The organism is Shewanella sp. FeAMO, from assembly GCF_053653955.1.
Map to the genome: position 1 here is coordinate 4,960,821 of NZ_CM132201.1, position 22,056 is coordinate 4,982,876.

Below are 22,056 nucleotides of genomic sequence, written 5' to 3' on the forward strand. Positions count from 1 at the left end.
CGGGCCTCAACGCGCTCAAAGAGGGGATGAGAAGCTTTGCTTCAATTGCAACGATCCATGACCGTTGGAGCGTTTTTTCATCCTGGATCAAGACAGAACAGGGCATAAAGGACATGCGGGACATCGAGAAGGCCCATCTGGTGGCCTACGCGGCCCATCTGAACGATAGGTTTGAGCGTGGTGAGATTTCTCCTTCCACTGCCCAGAACTACCTGTCGGCAGTAAACCGGGTGATGGAGATTGCTCGTGGCGACCGACAAGTCAGAGTAGCGCCTGTCGCTGAGGGCGGGCTTCCCAAGCGTTCAGGGATCGCATCGAGCGACCGGAGCGTTTCGGAAGCGGCCCACCAGGCAGCTATAGGGGCTGTCTCAGAACGGCTGGGAGCGCTGCTGGAGGTGCAGCGCAACTTTGGCCTGCGATTCGAGGAGTCGGCCAAGCTTGATGCGACTCGGGCGCTGAAACAGGCAGAGAAAGAAGGGGTTGTTGCCATCAAGGACGGAACCAAAGGTGGTCGCCAGCGTATGGTGCCGATTACCTCTAATGCTCAGATAACCGCTCTTCAGAGAGCTGCGGCCATCCAGGATGGCCGCAGTATGATCCCAGGCAACCAGACATACAGAGAATTTCGACAAGAGGCATATCGGGAGATTGGTCGTCAGCCGGTGAACTTTCATGGTGAGCGCCACCACTATGCTCAGGAGCGCTACAGGGTCCTTATGGGGGCCGATAGCCCTATCCGCGCTGGTGTGGCCCACGGTCGGGCTCATCATGAATACCTGTCCAAGGAACTGGGGATCTCGGTCGCCCAGGCCAAGACACTGGATCAGGAGATCCGTGCTGAGATAGCGCGGGAGCTGGGACACGGTCGTATTGACGTAACAAACTCATATTTGGGGTAAGCGATGGAAAAATGGGTAAGAGAGCGAGCACATGTGTATGTTCGCCATGGTGGCAAGACAGCCAGACGGGCGATGGTGAAACGGCTGATTGCTGCACTGTCAGATATTGCGGCCCATGAGCAAGGCGTAAGCCAGCCTAATCAGGTGGGTAGAGCACATATCCACAGGTACTATGCGCGGCAGAGCCATCTGAGCAGTACAACCCTACGGGATCATTTCTATGCCTTCAGACTTCTATGGGAGCTGTTAGGCAGACCAGGCGAACCTCCCAGGCCCAAGTAGACAAAAAACCTCTTTGCGCCCAAAAAGGGAAAAAGTAGCTTCGTGCCTCACGGCCATTGTCCGATAACCTATCTTCAATTTCCGGAACCGCCGGAAATAGAGAGGTAGCTGGCCTCCTCAAACAAACAGCAAGTTTAACCATCATCCCAGACAGGGGTATCCCTGTACTGGGAGACCCCTCAAAACTATTTGAGGTGCAAGATGAAAAAACTCGAAGTCAACGGCTTGGTGCTTCCTTTGAATGATTCCCATGTGTATCAACGCAGAGGGATTGTCATGGCTCACTGTGAGTCAAAAGGAAATCTCCACTTCACGGTCCTTCGGTGCCTTGATGGCCGATTTACGAAAAGCTATTTCGGTTTGGCCCGATGTGACAACGAGGATGACTTCATCGAGATAATGAAGTCGGGCGACAAGTTTGAGCCAGTTTCAGATTGGTTTTCGCGTTCCCGATAAATCATTTAAACCCGTAACCGGGGCTTCCCGGTCACGGATGAGCCCCTTTCAATCAACTATTGTTTGGAGCTCTATATGTACTTTTCCACATTCGTTTTGGTCATGATTGTCACGGTTGGCGTTATTGCGTTTGGTGCCTCACTGGTAGCCCGCACTCTTAACGTCATCGTTCGATCAATGTTCAAAGCGCGGCCCGTACGGGTCGTCAGTCAAACCTCGTCGCCAATTTATGGAGACGTTATTGAACCGGAGCAATCAGAGCAGAATCCCCCTGTCGGATTTATCACTGGCCGCATCATTGATGGTGAGGTCATTCGACCTGCGCTCCACTGCAACAAATCACTTGCCGGTCCTCGGTAAGTATTAAACCACCCAGCCGGGTATTAAGCCCGGTAGGGCGAAGTCCCGGCTTTTTACTCTTGGAGAAAAGACATGCTGGGAAAAATTCAAAATCAACCAGAGAATCACCAGTTCGATGTGTGCGGACGTGTGTACTACACCGACGTCTGTTACGACAACGCAAAAGGTGAGCTGGTCGCTGAGACGGTTAACGCAACGTCGCATGACGACGCCGAATCAGTGTTCCGGTCTAATCTGCTGGAACACGCCCGTAAATTCGATCTCGTCGTGGACCGGATTGAGATTACCTTTACGCTCGATCTTGCTTACGCGAAATCTCACTACGGTGCGGTGAATTAATGAAGCCCCTGGGGAAGCCCTTGGGGGCTTCCCTCCTTCCCATAGGAGGTCCTTATGGATAATACAGTATCCGTCCTTACTGAGCTGTCCGATGCGCAGGCTTTGGCTTTAGCGCAGCTTGTAAAGCGAGTTGGTTGGCAAGAAGTGAGGATTAATGCTGTTGACGATGACGAGGCGTATTTGATGAGAGAGGCTTTATCTGCGTTGCAGAAGGGTCTTGCTGAATCGGGATATGCACCACGGTAAACACTCTATGAAACGGTCGAAATTGCTCTTATTGGGCAATTTCGGCTTCTTTATAGAGCCACTTAGATTGGTATTATTTAACAACCTATCGTAAGGAGAAAGTAATTATGATTTCAGAGATTTTTTATCGCAATGGTGGAGTAGACCCTTTCCCAATACCGGAAAGTGAAGACTTTATCCATGTCCATGGTAAAGACCCAGTTGCCCTTTACAGTCCATTTTTGTTTGGTGAGGTGTCTGGGTACTACTATTGGAAATCAAAAGATCGGGCGTTCCGTGTGGAGCTATGTATTGACAAAATACGAGTGTTCGAAATTGATGTCTACGATCAGAGGCCGCCTGCTTCAGAACTTGAGCCGAGCGTATATGCCGATCTCACTTCAATGACGTATTACCAAGCGATCAAGATTTATGATGATCCCGAGCGGTATATTGTTATTGAAGATGAAGGTTGTAGTTAAACACCAACAAAGGGCCAGCTTGTCTGGCCCTTTGCTATTTCTGAGGAGGGGCGTTTACGGAATTGTCTTCACGTTCCCGTTCTTTTGTAGATTGTTGATCCAAAGTGGCGAGAATTTCTGATGCCTTTCGTTTGGCCTCGGCCACAACTTCGGGCTTCTCCTGCTCTAGGAGCTGATCTAGTGTTCTTGCCATGACTGCAAACCTCGCTTTCTTGCTATCGGATGCCTTCAGAAACTTTCACATGTGAAAGTTTCTGAAGGTCATCGTTCCAATCAGTCGCTTTGTGTGTTGGCCGAATTCTTACCATCGTTACTAATCGGTTCCACAAAGTACAAGGGTTTCCCCTTGTTTACGACCATGGGAGGAGTGTCATCGGTTTGAGGGGTAAACATGTAGGCCCAATCGGGCAGATTCTCGCTGATTGCGCCGATGATGGACACTCTGTCCACGGTCACCCCTTCCGGGAAATTCAGTTTCACAGATGAGGCCTTCACGCCGTCAGTTTTGAACGACCAGGCCTGACTACCTCCCAGGAACGCAGGTTCAAAGCCTTGACTTGGCTCTATGATCTGAGAGGAGACATAGCATGTCTTTGAGTAGTGATCGACAGAATCTGGTGCTGGGCATCCCTTATCCTGGTCGATAATAGTTATCTGACTGAACAGAAAAGCGCTTCCGCCCCCAAACACTGCTTTTTGGTCGTAGTTCTCTAGCGTGGCTTCATACGTATAGCCAAGGCTACCGAGTGCCTTTTTCATTGCGGAGGTAGTCACTTCTGACATCTTCGCACGGGCCTGCGCGGCATCTGTCGCCATGCTGGAAGGCATCCAGCCGAACAAAGAGTCTTTCGCGAAGTTCGACGTTGGCTCCAGGGCTGCAAACAAGAGGCTAGCTCCCAGTGCTTCTCCCCCGCTCCAATTTGCTCCTCGATCCCACATGAGGATGTCGGCATTGGAAGCGACCTTGTAAAGCTCGTTTTCTGAAAGGTGCTTTCTCTCCGTATCCCGCGCTTCAGTGATACCCCCGGCCTGAGCGAGGTTGTACGCACGGGATTTAGCCGGTTCATAGGTTGCGGGGTCGGATGAACCGGTGGTTGCACAACCTGCCAGTGACAGAACTACAGCAGCAGAAGCTGCAATCTCGATGTATCGTTTCATGGGTTTATCCTCCGTTATCTTTAAAAAGTGTCTCACGACTTTAAGAAAACGCAACCCAAAAACTTTGGTTAATCCATAAAAAACAATGGTTTGTACTGACGGTACAAACTTACCCTAAATTTGGCTTTGCGCCCAAAATGGGCAAGAACACGTGCGTGCTCTAGTGATAGGTGTATTTAGTATGAGGGGGAGTTTTTAACAGGAGATTCCCCAATGTGGACCATACACTCTGTCGGTGATTCGGCATTCTTGGAGCAGGTTTTGATAGCCGTTTCCATGATCACCGGAACCGGCGATTTCACACAAATGGCATCGGTAGGGCTGCTTATCGGTGTACTAATAGTTTTTTTCCAATCGATTATGAATGGAGCCAAGGAAATACAGATTGGCACTATTTTGGTGGCATGGATTTTCTATGCTATGGCATTTGGACCATCCACGACTGTCCTTATTGAAGATGCATACTCCGGCGAAGTTCGGGTCGTTGATAATGTCCCAGTGGGGCCAGCAGCGGTTGGTTCGGTTGTCTCAAATGTTGGGTACTCAGTTACAAGCCTGTTTGAGCAGGGGTATTCATTTATTTCGCCGGGTTCGACACAGAATCGATTTGCTGACTCCCTTCACTTGATAAATCAGCTTCAAGATGCTGCCGTTAACCCGGTTGTATTTAAAGCAATGGATAACGCTGTTGGTGGAGAGGGTGTAAACGTCGAGCTTTCAATTCACAACTACATACGAGAATGCACGCTAACGAAAATTGATTTGCATCAAGCGTCAATCCAAGACTTATTTACCGCCCCTGCAATGCAGGCACTTCGCTTTGAATCAGACTTATATGGAACTCGGCTTTACCTTGGTGGCTCTCCCCAGGATTACACCTGTTCTGATGGGTTTGTTGCGATTAGCAACGCACTTAATGAAGTTAAAGGCAACTATTTGGTTCATGAAGCCATCGAGCGGGGTATGAGAGACGCTAGTGGTGATGTTGCTGGAGTCGGTGTGTCAAATCGTCTTTATGATGCATTAGCGAGTCTTGGTATGACGGGATCTAATGCTCAGGACTACATACTAACAACCGTGCTTAAGCCGATATATGAAGATGCTGCCCAAGGAAAGTACCAGGATATGCGGGATTTCTCGTCGGCAATTATGCTGAACCAAGCTATCCAGCAAAGGAATACTCAATGGGCTGCTGAACAATCAATGTTTATGACCATCGTTCGCCCGATGATGACGTTTTTCGAGGGTTTCGTTTATGCCGTAACACCTCTGGCTGCATTCTTTATGTTGATGGGCCGGTTCGGTATCGGTTTGGTGGGAAAGTATTTGGTGACACTCGCATGGATTCAGCTCTGGATGCCGGTGTTGTCAATTATTAACCTCTATATTCATATGTCCGCTACAGGTGCGTTGAGTGCCCTAGAGAACGACCCGTTTTCCACTTTCCACGGGATAAGCGAGGCATACCAGATAACATCTAATTGGCTTGCAACGGGAGGCATGTTGGCTGCGGCCACTCCAGTGATTACTCTGTTCGTTGTAACCGGCTCCACTTACGCAATGACTTCTCTCGCAGGCCGTTTGAATGGCGGTGACCATATCAACGAGAAAATTTCTACTCCCGACGCCATTAAGCCCTCAGCGGCGTTGGACATGATGCCGAAATCTCAATTTGATGACTTCCGAGGGCTTCAACTTACCGGTTCCGAGAGCATGGTAGACAAAGTTAATGTCGGGAACATGCTCAGTAGTGCGGTTAGTTCCTCCCAGGCATCGTCAGCCCAGGCAACACAGTCATTTGCATCCCAGCTTTCTAATTCGGTTTTCTCTGGGGCCTCTGCTGAGCAAAGCTACGCTCGTTTACAAGGGCTTGGGCAATCCCTTCGTGCATCTGACTCTTCACAGGCACAGGCGATTTACGGCCAAGCTCAGGATTACGCTCGACAATATGGTTTGAATGAGAGCCATACAGATGCCATTGCTGGGGCGATTGGTATGCAAGCCAGTGCGAATGTGGATGCCGGGCAGGTTGCGGGAGCCCTGTTGGCTGGCCCTGCTGGAATGGCAATAGCGAAGGCAGCACCAGTCGATGTCAAAGGAGGAATTTCTGGTTCTGCAACTTCTACCTCCACCGATCAACGTCAGCAGCTTACAGGCGATATGGACCGGCTTGCCAAGAATGTTGGTTTCACTGACAGCGATTCAGCAGCTTTGACTAGGGATATAGCTCGTCAGGTCAATACGCAGAGTGGTCAGCGCTTTACGAACTCTCTTGGAGAGGAGCAGCGTGAGCAGTTTTCTGAATCCGCGACCCAAGCCATAACAGCACAAAATACTTATCAGCGTCTCGCCAGCGCTCAATCGAGCATTGGAACGACGAGTGCAATGGATATGAGGGCCCTGGCGGAGGCAGTAACCAGCAGTCCTGAAGCTCATTCACAGCTAAGAGATGGGATGCGGATGGCTTCACCCGAAACACGCCAACTTGCGGCTGAGAAATCCCAGTTTTATGAAGCGTTGGGAATGGATTCAGCAAGAGCAACCGCAGGCGGTCAGCTCTATGCGCTTCTTAACTCTGGTAAAGCATCGGAACAGGCTATTGCTGCCGAAACCATCGCAAGTGCTACGGGCAGCGCGACAACCGTGAAAGATTCCAATGCACAGCAAGATCTTTTGGAAAGCTCTCCAGCGATAACGCATGGTATAGGTGCGCGAGAACTTCAAGAACCTCAGAGCATGTCGAACGAACAAAGAAATCAGGCAAGGGCAGGCGTGCCTGGGGAGAGCGCAGTGCTTCAGCGTCATAACCAAAACCTAAGCAACGTAGAAGCGGCAGACTCTGAAAACAGAGACGACTACCGGGGAGAGCGGCTCGGTGCTCTGAGAAGTCAAATTATGGCGTCTGAAGTCGAGCCATCTACCTCGGCGAGTATCTTCTCTACTACCGAGGGTATTGGCCGATTCTTCGATCAAGTAGTTGGTGGGGTTAGTGCTGGAGCAGGCGGTTTCTCGGATGATTTTGCAGGTTCGATGGAGCACCTCGCGGCCATGACTCCCCAAGAACGCGACCAGTTTATCGCTGATTCAAACCGTGGCGATCAGTACATCCAGGATGAGTACGGCGTAGCGGGTCATATCGCGACTGGAGCCGCAGACCTGGGGCGTTCGATTATCGGTGCCGGGGTCAGCGGATACACAGCGGCCAAAGAGTGGATTACTGGAGAAAGTGATTTGTCGGAAGCTGCTAAAGACATGTCCATTAGGGAGCGTGGGATGTTCTTTGCGGCAGCGTTTGCCAGTGCATCAGAGGAAGGTGCGGAGCACGCACAGCGTTTTGTTGAGCAGTACGGTGATGAGTTCCGCGAGTTGGCTGTTCAGACAGCGATTCATGAACACGGTCTCCAATCTCAAGCAGGGGCTCAATTGTTTGCTTCGTCGTTATTGGGCGAAAGCGACGGGCGTGAAGCTGAATACAGGCAGCAACTTCAAAGTGAGTTCGGCGGTGACGCCGATCTGGCAAACAAAGCAGCAGACATTATTGAGGCTTCTGCGGGTGCCGGGCGCGAGCAGGCCGGGGGTTATCTGATGCCAGTAAGCCGCTATATGGCTGTACAGAATGGAGAGTAAAGGAGCGTTTCATGAAAAGAGAAGCTGTGGCAGTGATTGATAAGATTATTAGACACGCGGAAGCGGGCGAATTCATGGCACCCTGCGGGGAGAAGATGAGGATGCGAATATACGCTCATAGAGAAAATATGCGCTCGATCATTCTGACTAATGCTCTGCTTGAAAAGCTGGCGAAGAAAGCAGGTGTAAGGGCGTTCGAAATGAAGATTGCAGCTCTAAGCGTTCGGTTGCCAATCGGGCGGAGATATGACACTAGGCGATTACCGGGAAAGGGGATTGAAATTTTGTTAACTCGATAACTTACCTTAGAGAGCTGGTTTCATCCAGCTCTCTTCTATTGGCCTGTCCAAGGTTGACCGTCCCATTTTTCAAATTGCGATCCTGAACCATCTGGCGATGTGAACGGAATCCTGTCTATTTGGCTGTCATCCCAAACTGACGAGCGGTCCTGCTGTGATGAATGTACGTTGCAACCTGATTGTGCGTTCCTTTTGCTAACAGTAAAGCTCAAAATTAACGCGAGCGGAACGAGCGATAATATCAAGCCGCCGATGCCAGCAAGTTTGTAACTAACGAACAAAGTTGAAAGGACGAAGATTAATAGTTTCATAGCCTATTTTCCGATGAAAATTACCCTAATTTAAATCCTACCCCTGATCTCTATAAATGCAAGTCGCTCAATATTCTGTTCATAGAACCATAAAATGATACTGTAAAAAAACACAGTAAAACCCCTTGCATATCCCGGATCTCGTGTTATTTATATTGATATGTTTTGCAATGCTTTGCTTTGATTGAGGAGTAGTTATGTTTGCTGAAAAATGTCTTTGGTTTGTGCTTGTAGGGTTCATCTACTTTGTTATTGGACAGTTGCTGACTTCAGGTGATTTAGCCTATTTTGCGCTGTCTGTTGCCGGTGGGGTTGCACTTACTCTGTATCTGCCAAAATCTTACAAGAAGCGATTCGCAGAGGAGGCGTAACAATGTCACCTCTACTTTCAATGTCCGATCTGGATAACCAGGCTGCTCAGATTACTGAGCAGCGCCCAGACAAAAATGTGTTTGAGTTGGATCTCACCCTTTGGAACCTGCTGGCAACTCTCTGCCGCCATGCTCCGAGCGTGGCCAGAGAACAGTTTTCACTACCACAAAGTACGGTTGTGGCCTTAGCTGTCACGCCATCTCACGAATTGTCCAAGTTGAGTTCAGGCGTAGTTTTAAGCTTTCAGTTACACACGCCGGAACCGGACGTATGTGATTTCCTGTCCGCTGAATACGAACGTGCTATTCCACCTGGTTTCGCAGGAATGGAGGGTGTGGAGCGAGAGTTTGACGTGACGTACTGGCTGACACTTAGAAACTTGGCCCGCCGAGACGCTCCAATGGCCGCAACCGCATTTGGTGTCAGCCAGTCACTGGCGAAGGCTGTGGCCGAGGCCACTGACAATCAAATCCGTCAGTTGGTGACGGAGATCTGTACAGCCTGCACCCTAAGATTTGACCCACAGGTTGTCGAGGGCCTGTTGCCTTCAGCAGACCTTCGGAAACGCAGACAGGGGTTCTTCATCAAGTATCAGCAGTGCCTGTCGGTAGGAGGTAACGTATGAATACCCGTAACAATCCGTTGCACCTGTGGGTTCATGCACGTGAGATGGCGTTAATGGGTTATGTAACCCGCATAATCATTCTGGAAACTGGGTTGACCGATAAACAGGTGCGCAGGATTTACCGAGATCTGGAAGACGATGGGATGGATTGAAGTGGACCCCAAATTTTGGACAGGTGCCTAAGCTCTGATTCATCATCTCCACAAGGAGGAGAATCATGAGCAAGAAACGCAAGCAATACAGCGCATCATTCAAGTCCAAAGTCGCCCTGGCTGCCCTCAAGGGCGACCAGACCACATCCGAAATTGCTGCCCGTTTCCAGATCCACCCCACCATGGTCAGCACCTGGAAGCGCGAACTGCTGGAGAATGCCCCGGGCCTCTTCGAAGGCAAGAAGAAGGCCGGCAAGCAATCCGATGAGCCCAGCACAGACGAACTTTACCGAGAGATTGGCCGACTGACGGTGGAACGCGATTTTTTGTCGCGCAAGCTCGATCAGTAAGCCGTCAACAGCGGTTGGCGATGATCGAGCGTGGTCATCCCCAAGTCAGTCTTTCGCGCCAGTGTGAGCTGCTCAAGCTGAGCCGCTCATCGGTGTACTACGTCCCTCGTGAGCAGTGTCAGGAGGATCTGGATCTGATGTACCTGATTGATCAACAGCACCTGGAAACGCCGTACTATGGCTCTCGCAAGATGCGGGTCCACTTGCAGCACCAGGGCTATCGGGTCAACCGGAAGCGGGTGCAGCGGCTGATGCGCACCATGGGCATTCAGGCGGTGTATCCGCGCCCCAGAACCAGCATTCCGGGCGATGGGCACAAGGTGTACCCGTACCTGCTCACAGGGCTGAAAATCGACCGCCCCAACCAAGTGTGGGCAACAGATATTTCATATATCCCGCTGGCCCGGGGCTTCATGTATCTGGTTGCCATCATCGACTGGTACAGCCGCAAGGTGTTGTCCTGGCGAGTCTCCAACACCATGGACACAGACTTCTGCGTCGATGCACTGGAGGAGGCTCTACAGCGCCACGGAACACCGGAGATCTTCAACACCGATCAGGGCGTCCAGTTCACCAGCGAGGCCTTCACAAGCGTTCTCAAAGAGCATGGCATCCGGATCAGCATGGACGGCAAAGGCTGCTACCATGACAACATCTTTGTGGAACGGCTCTGGCGCAGCGTCAAACACGAGTGCGTCTACCTCACTGCCTTCGAGGATGGCCGACACTTGAAGCAGGCGCTCCACCGGTACTTCCGGCATTACAATCAGACCCGGTACCACCAAACCCTTGATTACCAAACGCCCGATGAGGTGTACTACGGGCAACCCATATCTCTGGCAGCCTGAGCCAGCGAAACAACCGGATCATAGCTTAGGGACACCATCAGGTTGTCCAACTGACTGGGTCCACCTCAGATGTCAGCAAAAACAGAGCTTCCAACGCTATCAAAAGTGGTGCTTCTTTGGTAACGAATCAGCTTTCCAAACTCCATGCTTCGCTTCTGATGGGGTTTTATCGACAGATAGGTGGAAGGCCCGTTGAATCCTCGACCTGCATTGCGGCGCTGAATCGCGCATATCGGATGTATCGTGCAGCCATCGCGGAGATTGCCCCTGTCAGCTCACCGATGGGCAAGGAGGCATTTCAGATGTTCACAATTTCGGATGCCTGGTGCTTAGCGTCGGAGATGCGGTCTGGGGACGCGATGTTTGAGCATTGCTGCGACTGCGGGTGTGAATTTTTCACCTCTGTGAATCAGGCGACGGGAATACACTGCCCGCACTGTTTTCAGCCTCAGAATGCGAAGGGTGCGGCGATGCCAGCGGTTGAAGTCTTCGCTGAGCCAGCTTGAGCTACCTTTGAAAAACTTTCACATGTGAAAGAAAATTTGGCCAATTTAACGTTATGCGCCCAAAACGGTAAATTACACATCCGCTGGGAGCGCCGGATGCTCGATATGATCTCTCGAAAAGATTTTCGGAGAGGTCATTATGCGAAATTCACCAGGCTTGATGAGAGCCATTGCCTACCTTTTAACTGTCACCACGACTCTGATGCCCCTTCACGGCGTGGCTCAAGAGTCACCTGAAGTTGATAGCCAGGACTTTTTAAGTCAGCTCGGTCGCGAAGGCCAGAATCTGGGTATGGAGCTTGGTAACGAAGCCAAAAACACTCCAGCCAAGGTCCAGAACGGGCAAATCACCATCCCCACCATGGACGAAAACGGTAACCTGCAATACCAAGGGGGAACTCAGTTCAGCGTTCAAAGCCTGTACCCAGGCAGCAACCCTTCCAATGCCTCGGTGCAGAACGAATATTTCTCTGATGGCGTAGCCCCTGACGTCGACCAGCTCCAGGGGATCTATGACTCGGAAGAGGGGATGGGCGAAACCGGTAGCGAGGCAAAGGACTCCCTCTGGGAAGATGCCTACAGCGACACCCCCTCTATCTCAGGTGCGGCGTATAAAGTTCTGGTGGACTCCTCAAATCAAAGTCGCCCGGATTTCAGTTCCGACCCGATGTTGGGGCTCACCAACGCCACATACGAAAACATTGATGTGATCGCTGAGGGCTTTGGTGACTGTTCCGCCGAAACAACCTTCGATGAAATCACCATGTCGGTACATAACCCGGAGTACGAAACCTGCGACCGTGTGACCGACAAAAGCGCCACCTGCGAGGTCATTCACGACTATGAAGCGGCAGTGGTCAAGCACCATGACGGTCCATACAACATTTCACCATGCGATGGTGCTGGCGGTGGGTGTTCTGACGTGTGGATTGGTAAGGTGGGAGACAACTACTGGAGTGGTAGCTGCTCGATTTACGAAGAATTCACGGAAATCAAAGTCGTCAATCCTGCTGCCATTACTCAGGCTACGTTGATACGTGCCAAGTGGGATGACTACATGCAGATATGGATTGGTGAGCCTGGCGAAGAAGTAAAGGTATGGTCTGGTCCCACTAACAATTTTCCTCCCGAGACAGCCGGTAAGTGTGAGCTGAGTACAAGCTGGGACCAAAATCCTAACCTCGACCTGACCAGTTACTTCCGAAACGCGCCGGAAGACTCGGTGATTCGCTTCAAAATTCGCGTATCCGTCTCCGGCGAGGGTGAAGGCTTCGGGAAGATCCGCATTAAGTACGACCCCTCCAAAGCCATCATCAAAGATGAATGGTCACCAGATAGCTGCATCGAATCTGCGACTGGCGTGGTGGATGGTTTTGCAGAGGGGAGCCTGACTTGCGTGGACGACCCGCGTGACGCGGAAGGCTGCACCTATACGAATGGCATCAAAATCTGCGAGGACAGCCTGAAGCCTTCTCCCATTCCTGGTATCCCCAACCTTTGCAAGAAAGTCGCCGTAGATGCGGACTTCGATTTCTACAAAGGGGATATGGAGTGCTACACCGATGTCAACGGTGAGGAGCAGTGCCCGGTCAACGAAGGCGGGAATCTAAATACGTGCCAGCAGTACGAAGAAAACCCGCAGTGCGGCTTTATAAGCTCGGAGTGTGTTGATGGTGCTCAGGGTAACTCCGGTGTGTGTTACGTCAAAGAGGAGACGTGGGACTGCGGGAGTAGTGTGGACATCGACACCATAGAGAAAAAAACCGAATACCAGTGTGGTGGAGCTATCCGCTGCATGGGGGACGACTGCCTAGACCCGACACAATCCACCGACCAGACCGCGAACTTTGCCAAAGCCTCGGCTTTGCTCAATGCGGCGCAGTTCATGACCCAGGATATGAGCTGCACCGGCCAAGATGACGATGGCAACGCAACCGGTGAAGAGAACGTGACCTGTACTGCGTTCGGGGGCGAGGCTGGCGAATGCAAGATTGCAGTCGGCGGAGTGTCGGACTGCTGTGAGAAACCCTCTAACGTGAGCATGGCTGATTACCTGATGATGATTCGTCAGGTTCCGAAGCTTGATGGTGCGGTATTGGCGCTTGAAGACACCAACGTCATCAAAAGCTCGTACCAAACCCTTCGTGATCCAGTTATGAATGCTTGGACGGAGGTATCTCAGCCGTTCACAAATTACATGGATAACATCTCTGGTGCTGTTGAGGAGATATGGTCGCCCATCGAGGAACTGAAGAACCAGCTCATAGAAAAGCTGAAGGAGCAGGCTAAAGGTATGTTGCAGGACGTGATGGGTAATTTGGCCCAGGATGGCGCGACCGAGGCGGCAGCCACTGCTACAGCAGATAGAGCGGCTGAGGAGGCAATGACGGAAATGGCGAACCAAGCCGCTTCTATGCTGGGTGCGGCGATGACGGTCTACACGGTGTACGTGGTCGCTGTGGCCGTAATTCAAATGGTCTACGCCTGTGAGCAGGAAGAGCTGGAGATGAACACCAAGCGGGCAACGGATAGCTGCACCTACGTTGGCTCCTACTGTAAGGAAGAGGTTCTTGGGGCCTGTATCGAGAAGCGTAAAGCGTACTGCTGCTTCAATTCACCGCTGTCTCGAATCATCCAGGAACAGGTTCGGCCTCAGTTTGGTCAGGACTTCGGAACTCCTAAGAATCCGAGTTGTGGAGGTATTCCCTTTGAGCAAATCGCTCAAATCAATTGGGATGAGGTAAATCTCGATGAGTGGCTGGCTATTCTTCAGCAGAACGGTCAGTTCCCCAGTGGAGCCAATTTATCTATGGATGCCCTCACAGGTTCTGGCAGCGTCTTCAATGTTGATGGGGACCGTTTGCCTGCTGATCAGCGTGCAATGGATCGCGTTGATGACATAGACGTGGACGCAAAGCGTCGGGAGGCAATGGACAAAATAGAAGTGAATCCGGGCGGTCCGGGAAGCTAACGATAAAAATACTGAAAAACTGCCTTATGCGCCCAAAATGGTAAAAAGCGCGTTCTTCGGTCAAAGGTAGTTAAACCGAAAATAGCTCCTAGAGAAATCGAAGGAGCTATTGTTTATGAAATCCCAAAAGAAAGATCGAGGGGCTGGCGTTGAGTCAGACGTGCTTTTAACGGTACGTGATGTCCAACAACTTTTACGCATTTCCAATCCGACGCTGAGCCGCATTCGGGCAGATAAGAACGCTGATTTTCCAAAACCCATTGCCGTAACCACAAAAGCGGTCCGCTGGAAGCGCGCCGACGTAGAGGATTGGCTTGAGCGTCGGAAGGTGGATTGATGGGAGGCAAGCCGTTTACTGCCTACCATCAAAGTCTTATTGAGCAGGCAGAAAATCAAGAGCTGAACCCTGAAACATGGTTCATGCCGCAATTGTTTTGCCAACTTAGCCCATTACCGGCGGCCAATACTGATAAAAACCTTTTTCAGCGCACCAATGGCAATGTCAAAGTATCGGTATTGTCCAGCGAGCGTGTTCCCGCAGGGGGCCTGGTAAGGCTTTTGTTGGCATGGTTAACCACACAAGCCAAGCGACAGAGGAGTCCTGAGCTAGCGATTGATACAAGCCAAAGCCAGTTCCTGAAAAGTCTTGGACTAAGCAATAGTGGTCGATATGCAGCTCTACTGCGCGAACAGGTCAATCGTTTGGCTCGCTCTACATTTCAGATAGAGAGAGTGGTTGGAAACGGGGTAGAAATTGAGAATATTCTTGTATCCCGTAAGGCGCTTATCTCAATGCGCCATGGCAAAAATTCAAGCTGGTCATCAACAATCAGCCTGGATGAAGAGTTCTACCAAAGCATTTTGAGCAATGCTGTGCCAGTTTCCGCCCACGCGATCAAAGCTTTGACTAAAAACCCGCTCGCCATCGATTTCTACTGTTGGTGGAATTGGCGAGTCCACTCGATGTCGCGCAGAAGGCAGATTGAAATCCCGCTTGATGCCCTGAAGCTTCAGTTCAGCAGTGAAACGAAGGAGCGGAGAGACTTCCGTCGAAAGCTGGAAAATGCCGCTATATTAGCGTCTATTTTCCATCATGAGATTTTCAACAGCACGCTTTTTCAAAGCGATAAACTGATAATTACCAAGACGAACCCTCATATCGCCCCTAAGTGAAAAAGCCTCGGGGCGAATCCTTCTTTGTTCGCATCTCCTCATTCAAAGCCCTATCTCGTCTACTTCGATTACGGTAATTATGATAATTACAGCCCCTACGGGCGGTATTCTGGTTGAGTCGAATTCGCTCCCATGGTGGATAACCCTGTTTATAACCAATGTTATCCACGTCACTAGCGCCACGCAGTAGCCAAGCCTGTGAAATCAAGGGCTCCGGCGAGTTTTGGCAAGTTATCCACGACACTAGCGCCACGCCAGTCACGTCACTAGCGCCACGCCTGTACGACACTAGCGCCACGCCTATAATTGATTTTTTAACAATAAACCAATGAATCTAAAGGAAAAATCGTTGCATTGGACAGTCTGCAAGTAGTTCTTTCAAGTAGTTTTAAACAAATAATAAATTACAACTATTGGTGACAGGGGAAATGTGGACAGTTAGTCGGTCGGACTGACGTAGGCACTTTCCAGAAAATTTTCTCAATTCCGCTCAAACCGCCCAAAATGGGCAAAAGCAGACCCGTCGTTTCGCACCTCTCTCCTTCATCATAAACCCATCAAAGCGAATCAAAGACAATGTGGGTGAATGATGTCTGAAACAGAACAGTTATCGTGCGTGATGAATGAATTGGCAGAAATCAAAAAAATCTTGGCTGATTTCGTTTCGGGAACAGCGTCGAGCGACACCAGTAACGTGAACCTCCCTCCTTCTGGAAAGGAGTATCTTACTGTCGATGAGGCGGCAGCTTTGATCGGTTCAAAGCGGAGCTATATCTACAAGCTGACTCATGAGAAGCGAATCAGCTTTACAAAGCCGGGGGGGAATCGTGTATTGATTAAACGCTCGGACCTTTTGGATTGGGTTGAGGCCAACCGCATCAAATCTCAGAAGGATGTGCAGAACGACGTTGAGGAGTTTATGAAGAACTCTCGCCGTCCTGGACGTAAAGCGCCTAAGCGATAGCCATGGGGACTGCCTGCCCGCAATGGGAGCATCTGTTATTCTCACTTTCACGCTCTTTGAATATGTCTGGAAAGCTTCTCATGGCCGTTACTCGACGGCTTTCGAGAATATCAGCATAGTCTTCAGTTGTTCTCAGCTCTGAGTGTCCAAGGAGCCGAGAAAGAGAATAAATATCAACACCACGGTTAAGTTGGGCTACGGCGAATGTATGTCTCCCGACGTGAAACGTGACATGCTTTGTTATTCCAGCTCTCATTGCCCACTTCTCTAAAGCCACATTAAAGTAGCTGTTGTATTTTAGGCCGACGAACACTCTGTCTTCTGGTTCGCCCTTTCGATCTATATCCAACAGCTTTACAGCCGAATCTGGAAGGTCCAGATATACAAGGGATTTTCCACCGTTCTTAAGCTTTTTCTGGTCAAAAATGATTCGATAGTGGCCAGGCTCAAACTCTTCGATTTCACTCCATGTGAGTTTATTGATGTCACTCCACCGGAGACCGGTAGTGCAACTGAACAAAAAAGCCCGCTTCAGGACATCGTAGCGACATTCCGCTTTTGTCAACGCTCGAACCTCATCCAGTGAGAGGTAGGTTCGCTTAGTGTTCTCTGGCTTGACACTTTTCACTCGTTGAACCGGATTATCCCTGATGATGCCCTCTCGATATGCTTCATTCAGAGCAGCTCGGATCTTATTGAAGTAGCTCGATGCAGTATTTTTGGCAAGCTTGGTTTTCGATTTGGTGAGCTTCTCCTCCAGTAGGTACTTCCGTAAGCCTTCAAGAAACTGCTTATCAATCTCCTCAAAGGTGAGTTCAGCTCTGCCGTGGTAGTTTCTGAGGTGCTTACCTGCCGAGATCCAGATTGAATAATTAGATGCGCTTCCGGATTCTTTGGTCGAGGTTAATTGGTCGTAGTAGTCGAAGAAGCTTGAGGCCAGTTTCACGCGGTCTTCAAGCTGGAATTTATTGGCATGTGCTTCAACGAGACGTGCAGACCTCGCAGCTTCTGCCTGACGCATCATCTCCTTGTTGTGCTGCCGCTCAGCCTGGGTCTTGGGGTTGTGATACACGTACAGCTCAAGAGGCTCGTAATCCCGCTTAGGCCGCTTTTTTCCGTCCTCCCCTTCGACCACACCGTAGTAGTACACCAGGCGAAGCTGCTGTAGCCCCTTCGAGTTGGGGTTCCTCTTGTTAACAGATACCTTCATGTTTGCTCCAATTTTGATCCCATTGCTCCCGAATTCTAACCTTGGAGCAAATCGGGATCAATTTATAGTGAAACGGAGCAAATTAGAAGAAAACGCGGGAAAAAGGTTTTTGAGGTAAAAGCGAATATTGTCCTTAGAAAACAATAAGTTATTTTGATATGTTTTGATGGGTTTCACGGGGCTTTACCACTTCAGAATGAGGTTCACTTCCCGATACAGAAACTGGAAAAAATTCTTCCCAGTAAATCATCAGAGGTAAATTGGCCTGTGATCTCGGCCAGAGCCTGTTGAGTCATGCGCAGTTCTTCGGCCAGCAGCTCACCTGCCTGATAGACTTCCAGCTGTACTTTGCCCTGCTGCAGATGTTCACCGGCGACTTCCAAGGCTTCCAGGTGACGGCGACGGGCGATAAAACCGCCTTCCAGGTTACTTTGATAGCCCATCAGGTTCTTGAGGTGCTGTTTCAGCGCATCGACCCCGAGCCCGGTTTTGGCTGAGATCCTAAAGACGTCATAGCCTTTCTCTTCGCTGGGACTCAGTGACTCACCGGTCAGATCCGCCTTATTACGTACCACAGTGACGCCGAGGTTTTCCGGCAGGCGATCAATAAAGTCCGGCCAGATTTCATGGGGATCAATCGCTTGGGTTTCTGTGCCATCTACCATAAACAGCACTCTGTCGGCGGTGGCGATTTCGGCCCAGGCTCTTTCTATCCCTATCTGTTCCACTGTGTCAGTGGTGTCGCGCAGGCCGGCTGTGTCTATGACATGCAGTGGCATGCCATCCAAGTGGATATGCTCCCGCAATACATCCCTTGTAGTGCCGGCTATTTCGGTGACAATTGCCGACTCTTTTCCCGCCAGGGCGTTGAGCAGACTGGACTTACCGGCGTTGGGGCGGCCGGCTATCACTACTTTCATCCCTTCGCGGATGATGGCGCCCTGTTTGGCACTGGCCTGTACCAAGTCCAGTTTATCTATGATGCGATAAAGGGCATTGGCAATCTTACCGTCGGAGAGGAAATCCACCTCTTCATCGGGAAAGTCGATGGCGGCCTCGACATAAAGACGCAGATTGGTAACCTGTTCCACCAACTCATGCACTTCGCGGGAAAACTCGCCTTGGAGTGATTGCAGCGCGCTCTTGGCGGCCTGTTCACTGGTGGCATCGATAAGATCGGCAATCGCTTCTGCCTGGGTCAGATCCAGCTTGTCATTCATAAAGGCCTGCTCGCTGAACTCCCCAGGGCGTGCCAAGCGGATCCCCTCGACTTCGAGGACTCGCTTAATCAGCATGTCCATGACGATTTGACCACCATGGCCCTGAAGTTCCAGTACGTCTTCACCGGTAAAAGAATTGGGGCCTTTGAAGAACAGGGCGATCCCCTGATCCAGCACTTCTCCCTGACTTCCCTTGAAGTCACAGTAATCGGCATATCTTGGCTTGGGTTGATGGCCCAGCAATGCCTGTGCAACGGCTTGGGCCTTGGGCCCCGAGACTCTGACTATGCCTACACCACCGCGGCCTGGAGCGGTGGCCTGCGCCACGATAGTATCTGTTGTCACTGCATTAACCCTTGAAAACGTATTTATAAAAGCAAAAGGCGACCCTTAGGCCGCCCTTGATCATTTGACCCAAAATCGGCTTATTTTAAGCCTTTTTTCTCCAGGCCGGCATAGATAATCTTCTGCTGGATAATGGCAACTATGTTACCCACCAACCAGTAGAGTACCAGACCGGATGGGAACCAGAGGAAGAACACAGTAAAGATTACCGGCATCCATTGCATCATCTTCTGCTGCATAGGATCCATGGTCGGTGCCATTGGCTGCATTTTTTGCATCAGGAACATGGAAACACCCATCAGCAGCGGCAGAATGTAGTAAGGATCCTGTACCGACAGATCGTCAATCCACAGCATGAACGGCGCATGACGCAGTTCAACACCTTCCATCAGTACCCAGTAAAGGGCAATAAAGATAGGCATTTGCAGCAAGATAGGCAGACAGCCACCCATAGGGTTCACTTTTTCCTTCTTGTACAACTCCATCATAGCCTGGCCCATCTTCTGGCGATCATCACCGAATTTGTCCTTCAGCTCCTGCAGTTTTGGTTGCAGGTTACGCATCTTGGCCATGGAGGTGTATTGCGCCTTGGTCAGCGGGAACAGAATACCGCGCACCGTCAGGGTGATCAGTATGATGGCCAAGCCCCAGTTACCCACTATTGACTGGAAGAACATCAGCAGCTTGTAGATAGGTACAGCCAGCCACCAGAGGAAGCCATAATCTACAACCAGGTTAAGGGTATCAGACAGCTCGGACAGGGCGGCTTGATCCTTTGGACCTACGTAGAAGTCGGCGCTCAAGGTCATTTCAGTGCCAGGGGCTACTGTCTTTTTCTCGCCCATGAAGCCAATGTTGGCGGTACCTGAACTATCTCTGGTAAATATGGTGTTGGTTTCATTCTTTGGCGGAACCCAGGCCGACACAAAGTAGTGTTGCAGCATGGCGGCCCAGCCACCTTCTGTCTTCTTCTCCAGGTTCTTTTCCTGGATATCTTCAAAGTTATACTTTTCGTAGCGGATATCGGCAGTCGAGAAGGCGGCACCACGATAAGTTGGCATCATCATGCTGCTGTCTGAAGGCTTGATGGTCTGTTTTATCTGACCGTACATCTGAACTTGCAGTGGCTCTGATGTGGTGTTGTTAATCTTGTACTCAACGTCTACGGCAAACTGACCTTTGTGGAAGGTGTAGATCTTGGTGTACTTGGCGCCGTTTGCTGCTGTGTAGCTCAATGGAACAGTCAGTGTGTCCTGGCCATCGGCAAGAGTGAATTCTTTGGCGCTGGCTGAATAGGTAGCACGGCCCTTGGTACTGTCTGTACCGCCGCTGCCCATTAGGCCACTCTGGGCTATGTATACGAACCCAGGCTTCTGTTCCAACAGGACGAACGGTTCGTCTTTGTTCAGCTCCAGTTTGTGAGAAACCAGAGCGGCATGAACAATGTCACCGCCGACAGGGTTGATCAGCACATCCAGTTGATCTGTGGTGACTCTGATAAGATCTTTGGACGCCACGGCTGTTTCTTCTGGCATGCCTGATTCGGCTACCGGAACGTCAGCGCTGTGAGTTGTCTCTTGAACGGAAGTGGCAACTGTATTTTCAGTTACAGCGGGTTTGGGTGCTTTATCGGTTTGCCATTGTTGCCACAGCAAGAAGCTGACAAACAGCAGGCCGATAAGCAGTAAATTGCGTTGAGATTCCATAGCCTATTTATTACACCTGTCATTTTTAGGGGGGACGGGATCACTGCCGCCCGGATGTAAAGGGTGACATTTTAATATGCGTTTGATTGCAAACCAACTCCCTTTAATCGTTCCGTGCACTCGCACCGCTTCTATGGCGTAGTGAGAGCAGGTTGGATTAAAGCGACAACGAGGCCCCAGCATAGGGCTGATAAGGAGTTGGTAGGCTCTGATAGCCTTAATTATCAGCCATTGAAACGGCGACTGAGTTTGCGCCATAACTTTTCTACCAGCTTTCTGAGCTGTTCATTATCCATATCCAGCACACCGCCGCGAACCAGGACCACTATATCCAGTGGTGGCAAATCATGTTGATTGAGGCGGAAGCTATCCCGGATCACCCGCTTGATACGATTGCGTTGATTGGCTCTCTTTACATGGCGTTTAGCCACAGTGAGTCCAAGACGCGGATGTTGCATCTCATTGGGTACAGCAAGCAGGGTTATCTCAGCTGAGGAGGCTTTAATGGGGTTGGAAAATACGGTTTTGAATTGCGCGGGAGTTAGCAAGCGTAACTCCCGCGTAAAGGTGTAACGAGTCACCTAGTTGTCTACTCGCAATTAAGCAGACAGACGAGCGCGACCTTTGGCACGGCGACGAGCCAGTACCTTACGGCCGTTCGCTGTAGCCATACGAGCGCGGAAGCCGTGAGAACGCTTGCGCTTCAGGTTGCTAGGTTGAAAAGTACGTTTACTCATGATGGCAATCCGTCTTTGTTAGTGAATTTACCTTATCTCTGTTTGAGGTAAGGGCAAAAAAGAGGCCGAATTGTAATCACTTTAGTCAGGGCAGTCAACACGTGCAGCCCCTCTCAAGGTAATTTATCTCGGCATTTTCGCGATCTGTTGAGCTGTTGTCACCACAGGATGTGGATAACTCTGTGTACGGACACTACATCTTGTGGATCCATTGATCTCTTGGCAGATCGGCGGTCGCTGATTATAGATCAGGGTGGATCGCTTTATAAAGCGGGATTTTAACCGGCTCGCCAAATAGCGGATCTTGGGAGATCGATCTGGATCCGACAGATCTGACTGTTGGGATCTGCCTGGGGATAATTACACTTAAAGGATAGCGATTATTCAGATCTCACTATAGAATACCCTCCTTTCGAGGCGATCTTTTGGGGATAAGTAC

At 50.5% G+C, this 22,056-nt stretch carries 22 protein-coding genes; 15 read left to right on the plus strand and 7 right to left on the minus strand.

The window, feature by feature from the left end:
- Positions 1 to 113: 113 nt before the first annotated feature.
- The 4 genes from ACWAU4_RS22225 to ACWAU4_RS22240 all read left to right on the plus strand — a co-directional run bounded on the left by ACWAU4_RS22225 (position 114) and on the right by ACWAU4_RS22240 (position 3,043).
- Positions 114 to 899 carry an integrase domain-containing protein gene (locus tag ACWAU4_RS22225; protein ID WP_454290392.1) on the plus strand — a complete coding sequence of 262 codons (786 nt, stop codon included), beginning with the start codon at positions 114 to 116 and terminating at the stop codon, positions 897 to 899.
- 1,170 nt (positions 900 to 2,069) lie between these two features.
- Entirely contained in the window at positions 2,070 to 2,336 is a 267-nt protein-coding gene (locus tag ACWAU4_RS22230; RefSeq protein ID WP_172515167.1) for a hypothetical protein, read from the plus strand.
- 54 nt (positions 2,337 to 2,390) lie between these two features.
- Entirely contained in the window at positions 2,391 to 2,582 is a 192-nt protein-coding gene (locus ACWAU4_RS22235) for a DUF7706 family protein (RefSeq protein WP_076723594.1), read from the plus strand.
- Positions 2,583 to 2,689: 107 nt separating this feature from the next.
- Positions 2,690 to 3,043, plus strand: a complete 354-nt coding sequence (locus ACWAU4_RS22240) for a hypothetical protein (RefSeq protein WP_139339025.1) — start codon at positions 2,690 to 2,692, stop codon at positions 3,041 to 3,043.
- A 273-nt stretch (positions 3,044 to 3,316) separates the two neighbouring features.
- On the opposite strand, the gene ACWAU4_RS22245 is transcribed toward ACWAU4_RS22240, so the two are convergent.
- Positions 3,317 to 4,201, minus strand: a complete 885-nt coding sequence (locus tag ACWAU4_RS22245; RefSeq protein ID WP_076723592.1) for a hypothetical protein — start codon at positions 4,199 to 4,201, stop codon at positions 3,317 to 3,319.
- Positions 4,202 to 4,414: 213 nt separating this feature from the next.
- On the opposite strand from ACWAU4_RS22245, the gene ACWAU4_RS22250 reads away from it, so the two are divergent.
- From ACWAU4_RS22250 to ACWAU4_RS22300, 11 genes are all read left to right on the plus strand, one after another.
- Positions 4,415 to 7,828, plus strand: coding sequence for a conjugal transfer protein TraG N-terminal domain-containing protein (locus ACWAU4_RS22250; protein ID WP_172515169.1), 3,414 nt, complete (start codon positions 4,415 to 4,417; stop codon positions 7,826 to 7,828).
- An 11-nt stretch (positions 7,829 to 7,839) separates the two neighbouring features.
- Positions 7,840 to 8,127, plus strand: a complete 288-nt coding sequence (locus tag ACWAU4_RS22255; RefSeq protein WP_076723587.1) for a hypothetical protein — start codon at positions 7,840 to 7,842, stop codon at positions 8,125 to 8,127.
- A 508-nt stretch (positions 8,128 to 8,635) separates the two neighbouring features.
- Positions 8,636 to 8,809: a hypothetical protein gene (locus tag ACWAU4_RS22260; protein WP_172515170.1), complete on the plus strand. Its 174-nt coding sequence runs from the start codon at positions 8,636 to 8,638 to the stop codon at positions 8,807 to 8,809.
- A gap of 2 nt (positions 8,810 to 8,811) precedes the next feature.
- The gene (locus tag ACWAU4_RS22265; protein ID WP_068893789.1) at positions 8,812 to 9,435 is read left to right on the plus strand and encodes a flagellar transcriptional regulator FlhD; all 624 of its coding nucleotides are present in this window, start codon (positions 8,812 to 8,814) and stop codon (positions 9,433 to 9,435) included.
- Positions 9,432 to 9,587 (plus strand): hypothetical protein, encoded by a 156-nt coding sequence (locus tag ACWAU4_RS22270; protein WP_454290393.1) that lies wholly within the window; start codon positions 9,432 to 9,434, stop codon positions 9,585 to 9,587. Before ACWAU4_RS22265 ends, ACWAU4_RS22270 begins: the two co-directional genes overlap by 4 nt.
- 65 nt (positions 9,588 to 9,652) lie before the next feature.
- Positions 9,653 to 10,785 (plus strand): IS3 family transposase gene (locus ACWAU4_RS22275; protein ID WP_454290394.1). Its coding sequence is split into 2 segments (ribosomal slippage): positions 9,653 to 9,908 and positions 9,908 to 10,785, totalling 1,134 coding nucleotides; the frame shifts between segments, so codons are not numbered across the junction.
- A 116-nt stretch (positions 10,786 to 10,901) separates the two neighbouring features.
- Entirely contained in the window at positions 10,902 to 11,291 is a 390-nt protein-coding gene (locus ACWAU4_RS22280) for a FlhC family transcriptional regulator (protein ID WP_454290395.1), read from the plus strand.
- Between the two features lie 139 nt (positions 11,292 to 11,430).
- Positions 11,431 to 14,262, plus strand: a complete 2,832-nt coding sequence (gene traN, locus ACWAU4_RS22285; protein ID WP_172515171.1) for a conjugal transfer mating pair stabilization protein TraN — start codon at positions 11,431 to 11,433, stop codon at positions 14,260 to 14,262.
- A gap of 115 nt (positions 14,263 to 14,377) precedes the next feature.
- Positions 14,378 to 14,599: a helix-turn-helix transcriptional regulator gene (locus ACWAU4_RS22290; protein WP_068811997.1), complete on the plus strand. Its 222-nt coding sequence runs from the start codon at positions 14,378 to 14,380 to the stop codon at positions 14,597 to 14,599.
- Positions 14,599 to 15,435 (plus strand): replication protein RepA, encoded by an 837-nt coding sequence (locus ACWAU4_RS22295; protein WP_068811996.1) that lies wholly within the window; start codon positions 14,599 to 14,601, stop codon positions 15,433 to 15,435. The genes ACWAU4_RS22290 and ACWAU4_RS22295 overlap by 1 nt, the downstream gene beginning before the upstream one ends.
- A 586-nt stretch (positions 15,436 to 16,021) precedes the next feature.
- On the plus strand, positions 16,022 to 16,399 hold the full coding sequence (locus ACWAU4_RS22300; protein ID WP_197746072.1) for a helix-turn-helix domain-containing protein: 378 nt from the start codon (positions 16,022 to 16,024) through the stop codon (positions 16,397 to 16,399).
- Here the strand turns inward: ACWAU4_RS22300 and ACWAU4_RS22305 are convergent.
- The 6 genes from ACWAU4_RS22305 to rpmH all read right to left on the minus strand — a co-directional run bounded on the left by ACWAU4_RS22305 (position 16,389) and on the right by rpmH (position 21,617).
- The gene (locus ACWAU4_RS22305; protein WP_068812299.1) at positions 16,389 to 17,609 is read right to left on the minus strand and encodes a site-specific integrase; all 1,221 of its coding nucleotides are present in this window, start codon (positions 17,607 to 17,609) and stop codon (positions 16,389 to 16,391) included. The two genes, ACWAU4_RS22300 and ACWAU4_RS22305, sit on opposite strands and share 11 nt — an antisense overlap.
- A gap of 203 nt (positions 17,610 to 17,812) precedes the next feature.
- Positions 17,813 to 19,174 (minus strand): tRNA uridine-5-carboxymethylaminomethyl(34) synthesis GTPase MnmE, encoded by a 1,362-nt coding sequence (gene mnmE, locus ACWAU4_RS22310; protein ID WP_025889665.1) that lies wholly within the window; start codon positions 19,172 to 19,174, stop codon positions 17,813 to 17,815.
- An 80-nt stretch (positions 19,175 to 19,254) separates the two neighbouring features.
- Positions 19,255 to 20,880, minus strand: coding sequence for a membrane protein insertase YidC (gene yidC / locus ACWAU4_RS22315; protein ID WP_454290396.1), 1,626 nt, complete (start codon positions 20,878 to 20,880; stop codon positions 19,255 to 19,257).
- A gap of 3 nt (positions 20,881 to 20,883) precedes the next feature.
- A complete protein-coding gene (gene yidD, locus ACWAU4_RS22320; RefSeq protein WP_101056527.1) occupies positions 20,884 to 21,138 on the minus strand; it encodes a membrane protein insertion efficiency factor YidD in 255 nt (84 codons plus the stop codon).
- Positions 21,105 to 21,461: a ribonuclease P protein component gene (gene rnpA / locus ACWAU4_RS22325; RefSeq protein ID WP_101056528.1), complete on the minus strand. Its 357-nt coding sequence runs from the start codon at positions 21,459 to 21,461 to the stop codon at positions 21,105 to 21,107. Before rnpA ends, yidD begins: the two co-directional genes overlap by 34 nt.
- An 18-nt stretch (positions 21,462 to 21,479) precedes the next feature.
- Positions 21,480 to 21,617, minus strand: a complete 138-nt coding sequence (gene rpmH / locus ACWAU4_RS22330) for a 50S ribosomal protein L34 (protein WP_011758135.1) — start codon at positions 21,615 to 21,617, stop codon at positions 21,480 to 21,482.
- Between the last annotated feature and the right edge of the window lie 439 nt (positions 21,618 to 22,056).